Below are 5,058 nucleotides of genomic sequence, written 5' to 3' on the forward strand. Positions count from 1 at the left end.
GGCGAAGCACCGCGAGCTGTTGGGGCTCGCGGTCGCGGCGAACATCAAGTGCCCGTACTGCACGTTCTTCCACACGGCGGCGGCGAAGATGCAGGGCGCCACGGAGGCGGAGCTCGCGGAGATCGCGTTCCTGGCGAGCTACACGGCCCGCTGGAGCGCGATGATCCACGCCCAGCACTACGACTACAACACGTTCGCCAAGGAGACCGAGGAGATCGGCGCGCACTTGCAGAAGGCGATGGCCAAGAAGTAGACCGATCGGAATCCCATTCCGACGCGTCCGACCGAGTCAGGCCCACGAGGAACGAGCGGAGCGTCCGTCCCGGCCAACCGCGGCGCGACTCGCGTCCGGCTTCCGCGTGGTCTCGCCGCCCCCGCGCAGACCCACTGCCCCCCTCGATCAGCGCGAGTATGGCTTGGCTCTCGACGAGGTCTGCGGCCAAGGCGGAGCCACCTTCGTACCCCTCAGGAACCTCGGCCTTGAGAATCATATCTCCTGCGATGGAGTTCACCCGCTCCCTCCGGGTCATGCGATGATGGCTCGGAGAATGGTCGCTGCCCTCAGCGAACGGGCTCCGACCACAGTCTTGCTCCGAGCACGCCGGGCGGGGAGTGCGGAAACCGGTTCGAGCGTCCAGCTGGGAGCCTTGTTTTCTCTCAAACCGCCCTGATCGCGCCTCGATGGGAGGACACGGACTCAGTGGAGCAGGCCGGCCGACAGCATCTCGGTGGCCCCCTCCACGAGCTGGACGTCGCCGGTCCATGCGGCCAGGACCTCGCCGTACGTGGTCTCGATGCGGGCCAGGGTGCGTCCCATCTTCCAACCCAGGGTCGGCGAGATTGGGCCTTGGAGTACAGCCACCAGGTAGGTGTGGCTGCCGCGGCGAAGGCAGATCTTCCGCGACCCGAAGTCCAAGCGCCGGAGCTCGCCCTCCTGGGCCGCCGTGAACGAGTCCCGGACGAACGACTGGATCGCGGTCAGCATGCCGACGAAGATGTCCCGGTCGATGCCGCCGTCCGCAACGCGGGACAGGTGGGCCACGAGCGTGCCGCCGTTGTCCACGAGGAAGACCTGCTCGAGCCGGCCCCGGGGGCGGAGGGCCGCGGCGAAGATCCCCACGACGACCGCGAAGAACGCGAGGTAGCCAAGGAGGCCTCCGTTCTCCCCAGCGCCTACCGGCATGGCCGTGACGGTCAAGGTGACCGCCGCGGTCGAATTGGCCATCACGGTCCCGTGGAAGTCCGTGTAGCCGAGGCTCACCCGGTTCACGAGGAGGGACTGATTGGCGACCCCCGCGTCGACGGTGGCCCTCAGGAGGAAGTAGTGCACGCCCGGGTCCACGTTCGTGAAGTTCCAGCGCGTGCCCGCCCACCGCAGGCCGTTGGACGCCGTGGCGTTGTCCGAGAGGTAGGTGAGGCCCGCGGGCAACGCGTCGTCGACCCAGACCTGAACGGCCGGCCCGCCGCCCGTGTTGTTGAAGAAGATGGAGTACGTGACGACGCCCCCGGCCGCCACCCCGCTGCGGTCCACGCTCAGGCCGATCTGCATGCGCGCCTCGGCGTAGCCGAACGTGCGGACCGCGAAGTCGCCCCCGGCGGCCCTCCAGGGGGAATCGTCGTCCGACGTGACGAGGCCCACGCCCGGGACGACGGCCGCGTCGCTTCCCGTGTTCCACCAGGTCCAGCCGCGGCCGGCGCTGCTCGCGTTGCTCTCGAGGACGATCCAATACGTCCCTCCCTGCGTCAACGCCACGCTCGGGGCGACGTTGAAGCGCACCCAGCCGTAGGCAGCCGGCGCGGACGTCGTCGCGGAGGCCAGCGGGGCGGCGTTCATGTTCGGAGCGCCCGCGCCGTCCGCGCGCACCTCGAGCGTCGCGGAGCCGTTCGCGAAGGTGGTTGCTCTGGCCCAGAGGTCCACGCGGACGAGGGTGTAGTTCGCGCTCGCCCGGAAGGACTGGGCGGCCCACGCGTCCGAGAAGATCGCGACGCCGCTGCCGCCGCTCGGGTAGTTCGGCGGGGGATCGCCCACGCCGTCGAAGGCGTGGTACAGGGAGGCCGAGGCTCCCGCCCCGAGGAGCGTGAGGACGACGAGGAGAAGGACGGCCGAGGCGGGCGCGGCGACGCCCATCCTGTGGGTCATCTGAACGATGTGGGACTGGCCGGTCAAGAACGCTCACGTACGATTATCACCTACGTCCCACCGCACGCCGCGGAAAGGGTCGGATTCCACAGTATTGTGCATCGGAGGACGGCCAAAACCATCCGGGGTTCCCGAAGGGGTGTCGACGCCACGCGGTTCGCGTCGCCCACGGACCGCGGCGCCGGTTCGAAAGGGCGACAACCGTCGACGAATGTCGATCCCCCGGGTGGGATTTGGGTCCATCCTCCAGATCCTCCGGCCGGCGTGCGACCGGACACGTCCGGCTGCGATCCGCGGCTTCGGAAGCCCGTTAGAGATGCGCTTCCCTGCGCGTGACAACGATCGTGCATCCCCGGCACGGAAACGTGTGCCGCATCGTTCATGGAATCTCGGAACGGAGACTCCGAGACCTCGGGCAGGTCCTCCGGTATGGCCGCATCCCCAAGGTCACGCGGCGCAGACCTTCCGGCGAGTGGCCCAGAGGTTAGGATTCGACACCGCACCGCTCCCTTCCGATGCGCGCTGCCTACGAGGACCTTCTCCTGGTGCGCACCATGGACCGGGAGGAGACTCCCCGTACTCTTCCTCGGTCCGGCCGTCATCGTTGACCACATACCCAGTTCGGATGGCTTGCTTGGGATGCCGGGGAGAGTACTCTCGTTCCGTGGGCGTGGCAACAATCCCGATGGGTCTCGTTCCGGGAGCGGTGGATACCGGTGCCGGCGCGGCGCTGGGCCCCGGAGGACTCCCGTGCCCAGGGCCGGTATCGTACGTGCCAAACGCTTAACTCCGCACGGGGCGTTGAGCGCGGCACGGAGGGAGGCCATATGGAGAGGAGCGACTCCCGGACGGTCCTCACCTTGCTCATCGCAGCGATTGCGGTCGTGGGTGCCGCGGCCGCAGTGGTCGTCCTCGCGGCGCCCACCTCGTCCCCAAGCGGGATGAACGGGGGGATGATGGGCGGCCGGTACCCGTTGAGGTCCGGGACGAACCCGTGGGTGTGGGTCCTCCTCCTCGTGTCCCTCGCCGCCTTCGCCCTCGCCCTCGGTTTCCTCTTCCTGGGCCGGATGCGCCAGCCCACCACGGTGCCCGTCCCGCCTCCCCCGGGCGTGGCGGCTTCGGCACCCGCTCCGCGAGCCGAGGACGCACCCGCCCGCGACGTCGTCACTCCTGCGCCGGCCCCCGTGGAGCCGGTCTCGGAACCCGGAGACGAGCGCGTGTCCGAGCTCACCCTGATGAAGGTCCTCAATGAGGATGAGCGACAGATGTACCTGGAGCTCCGCGAGCACGGCGGGGCGATGAGCCAGAAGGACCTCGTCGGGCTGGGCGTCTTCTCGAGGGCCAAGGTGAGCCGGGTCTTGGACAAGCTCGAGGGCAAGGGCATCGTGGTCCGTGAACGGACCGGGATGACGAACCGCGTCCGGATCATCGGAAAGGTCGCGCGGTAGGGTCGTTCCACCCGTTGCGTTTCAGGTTCTCGCAATCGTTCTCACCGTGTTTCACGATGCCCTCATCGGCCGTTTCACCCCCTGAGGGGGCCCGGAGGCGAAATACATGAAGACGAGCGTCTTGGTGGCCCTTGGGGTCCTTGCCCTCGTCGTCGTGGGGATCGTCGCGGCGACGGCCCTGGCGGCCCCGCGCACCTCGACGACCGGAACGCAAGGCGGGTACGGCGGCGGCATGCAGGGCGGCTACGGCTCCGGCTACGGCGGTGGGATGGGCGGCGGGGGTCATGGCGGCATGCGCGGAGGCTGCGGCTGCTGCGGGTACTGGGGGCCGGGTCCCAACTACACGTGGCCCTGAGGCCATCCCCGAACCGCTTTCCAGGGCGGGGCTGCGTCGCCCCGCTCTGTCTTTCGAGTCTGGAGAGAAGCCCACCGCGATCGGCCATGAGGGTTGCGAGCGGGAAGCCGTGGGATCCGGCCCTCAGAACCAGCGTTGACGCGTCGGATTGGATTCGGGAATTTCGGCCGGATATCGTGGTCGGACTGGGAACAAGACAGGCATCGTCTTCAAGGAGTGGCGGAACTGGGACAAGAAGAATCGCCTCCTCGCCTCGGTCGACAAGGCGCTGCGGATCCTGCACTATGAGCCCCAGACGGACTTCCAGACGGGGCTGGAGAACGTGCACGCCTGGTTCGAGCAGAACTGGAGGAACATCCGGAAGTCGGCCGAGTTCTAAGTTCCCCCCGGTTCCGCCGCTCGGCTGGGAGATGCAGAAGGACCCATAAGCACAACGTTGATGCCGCCGGGATCCATTGGACGCTTGCCTCGTGGAGGGTCCGTCACGTGGCTGAAGGCTCTCGTTCTGGGCGTGTTCGCGGCACTCCTCTCCACCGGTGCGAGCCCGTTCTTCGGCGCCGCTGCCCCCGTGAGATCCGCTCCGACGTCATGGGTAGTCTCCGGCCCCGACTTCGCGAACGGTACGTTCCAAAACACCACCCTTGCTGCCAACGGCAGCCTCGAGCTCGCGGCCCGAGCCCGGCCATCGAACCGGACGATGGTCTTGGATGTCGGCGCGCCCGGGAGTGCGGACTCCTCGTACCTCACCGCGCCGTGCGTACTTCGCGAGGCCAACGGCCCGTATGAGATGTGGTACACGGGCGTCAGCGGCGGGGGCTACAGCATCCTCCTTGCGACGTCCCCCGACGGCGTGAATTGGACGAAGAAGGGTGTGGTCCTGTCCGGGGTACTGACGCCCTCAACACTCAAAATCGGCGCCACCTATCACATGTGGTACGCGCTGTACATGCAGGGCAGCGGTCCTCTCGGCTACACGGACGAAATCTACCATGCGACCTCCCCGGATGGTGTTGCATGGAACGTGCAAGGGCTCGCGCTCGGCCTCGGACCAACGGGCTCGTGGGACGCCGCGATCGTTGCGTATCCGTGGGTGGTCCAGGATTCCGGCGGACTGT

At 67.9% G+C, this 5,058-nt stretch carries 6 protein-coding genes; 5 read left to right on the plus strand and 1 reads right to left on the minus strand.

Translation table 11 applies throughout. From position 1 onward, the window contains the following. Window positions 1–253 (plus strand): carboxymuconolactone decarboxylase family protein (locus VEY12_00340; protein HYM38579.1); only part of this gene is annotated, 253 nt, incomplete at its 5' end. A 444-nt stretch (window positions 254–697) separates the two neighbouring features. Here VEY12_00340 and VEY12_00345 read toward each other — a convergent pair. Continuing rightward, on the minus strand, window positions 698–2,140 hold the full coding sequence (locus tag VEY12_00345) for a choice-of-anchor R domain-containing protein (GenBank protein HYM38580.1): 1,443 nt from the start codon (window positions 2,138–2,140) through the stop codon (window positions 698–700). An 827-nt stretch (window positions 2,141–2,967) separates the two neighbouring features. Between VEY12_00345 and VEY12_00350 the strand changes: the two genes are divergently transcribed. From VEY12_00350 to VEY12_00365, 4 genes are all read left to right on the plus strand, one after another. Beyond that, window positions 2,968–3,588 (plus strand): MarR family transcriptional regulator, encoded by a 621-nt coding sequence (locus VEY12_00350; protein ID HYM38581.1) that lies wholly within the window; start codon window positions 2,968–2,970, stop codon window positions 3,586–3,588. 106 nt (window positions 3,589–3,694) lie between these two features. Next, on the plus strand, window positions 3,695–3,943 hold the full coding sequence (locus VEY12_00355; GenBank protein HYM38582.1) for a hypothetical protein: 249 nt from the start codon (window positions 3,695–3,697) through the stop codon (window positions 3,941–3,943). A gap of 148 nt (window positions 3,944–4,091) precedes the next feature. After that, window positions 4,092–4,322, plus strand: coding sequence for a hypothetical protein (locus VEY12_00360; protein ID HYM38583.1), 231 nt, complete (start codon window positions 4,092–4,094; stop codon window positions 4,320–4,322). An 84-nt stretch (window positions 4,323–4,406) separates the two neighbouring features. Then, window positions 4,407–5,058 (plus strand): hypothetical protein (locus tag VEY12_00365; GenBank protein ID HYM38584.1); only part of this gene is annotated, 652 nt, incomplete at its 3' end.

This window comes from Thermoplasmata archaeon (genome assembly GCA_035632695.1).
GTDB lineage: Archaea > Thermoplasmatota > Thermoplasmata > RBG-16-68-12 > RBG-16-68-12 > RBG-16-68-12.

Excerpts from the sequence above, each read along its gene's own strand:
- VEY12_00345 (HYM38580.1), bottom strand. The coding sequence starts at position 2,140 with ATGACCCACAGGATGGGCGTCGCCGCGCCCGCCTCGGCCGTCCTTCTC.
- VEY12_00355 (HYM38582.1), top strand. The coding sequence starts at position 3,695 with ATGAAGACGAGCGTCTTGGTGGCCCTTGGGGTCCTTGCCCTCGTCGTC.
- VEY12_00350 (HYM38581.1), top strand. The coding sequence starts at position 2,968 with ATGGAGAGGAGCGACTCCCGGACGGTCCTCACCTTGCTCATCGCAGCG.